The organism is Bacteroides sp. AM54-2NS (assembly GCF_003602935.1).
Lineage (GTDB): Bacteria > Bacteroidota > Bacteroidia > Bacteroidales > Bacteroidaceae > Bacteroides > Bacteroides xylanisolvens.
In genome coordinates this window covers 1-1,170 of sequence record NZ_QTMZ01000127.1, presented here as the reverse complement: position 1 = coordinate 1,170, position 1,170 = coordinate 1, and the positions used below count along the sequence as shown (strand labels likewise).

The window sequence follows — 1,170 nt, the reverse complement described above, 5'->3', positions numbered from 1 at the left end:
AAATATTCTGCGAACCGTTGTCTTTTCTGGCTCGTCGGTATGGTAGACGGAGCTATCTTGTTGAGGAACGCATCAGATCGATAAGCTTGGAACTTACTTCCCGAAAGGCCTCTTCTCTTTTGCAGCTGTTCCATATAACGGCCAGTAGCTCTTCCTGCTTACGCATCCTACAACAGTGCGGGCAACATAATCCTATGCATAATAAAAGTATTTATGTAGGTATTGATGATTTTGCCTATAAAAAAGGTAAGGATTATATGAGTGTGGTCGTAGACCAGATGACACACATGCCTATTGCTTTGTTAGAGGATAGAAACGGAGAAGCGCTTGATAACTGGCTCACCCGGAATCCTCAAATACAATATATAACGAGAGACCGTGGAAGATGTTTCACAGAGGCTATAAACAGAATAATCCCTGGTGTTACACAAATCTGCGACCGGTTCCATCTAACCAAGAATATGACGGACACGATGATACCGGAAATAGAGAAAATGATTCGTCAGACCAAGCAAAAGCTCAAATACGAATATCCTGACAGAGACACGGCTTCTTCGTTAATTCTTCAGGACATATTTAACATGGGAGATGTCCGACACAGAGAAAAATTGAAGATATACAGGGAAAGCCTGAACTTAAAAATGCAGGGGATGACCATTGAGCAGACAGCCGCGCATTTGGGCAAGAAAAGTCGCTACATTTATAAGCTCATTCACAACAGGAGAATAGGGGCATACTTGAATGAGCAACAGAAGACAGCTCTTAAATATGTATCCGAACTGGCTACAATCATTAGTGCGGGCTGTATTACCCGAAAAATATTGGCACAAAAAATGGGGAGTAAAATCAGTGGCGCACTTATTGGAAGGATAACATCCAGCTTGCGAAAAATGTATCAACAAAAGAGGAAGGAAGTCAAGGAGCATAATGAGAGCATTGAAAACGGAAGTAAAACACAGAGAGTTTCACAGAATCAGATACGCAAATACATTCTAAAGGGAGAATCGGATAATCCTAAACTAGCGGAACTATATAAGTCCTCACCACAGATTAAAGAACTCTTAAGCGTGTGTCAGAATTTCAGAGATATGATTAATGGGAACACTTATGATAAGGATATTAGAAAGTGGATTGAAAAAGCGAAGGCAACACGGAATATGGCACTGACGA

The 1,170-nt window shown here is 41.0% G+C and carries 1 protein-coding gene; it reads left to right on the top strand.

The window, feature by feature from the left end:
* Window positions 1-194 precede the first annotated feature (194 nt).
* A partial coding sequence (locus tag DXA05_RS26090) for a transposase (protein ID WP_284515716.1) occupies window positions 195-1,170 on the top strand: 976 nt, incomplete at its 3' end.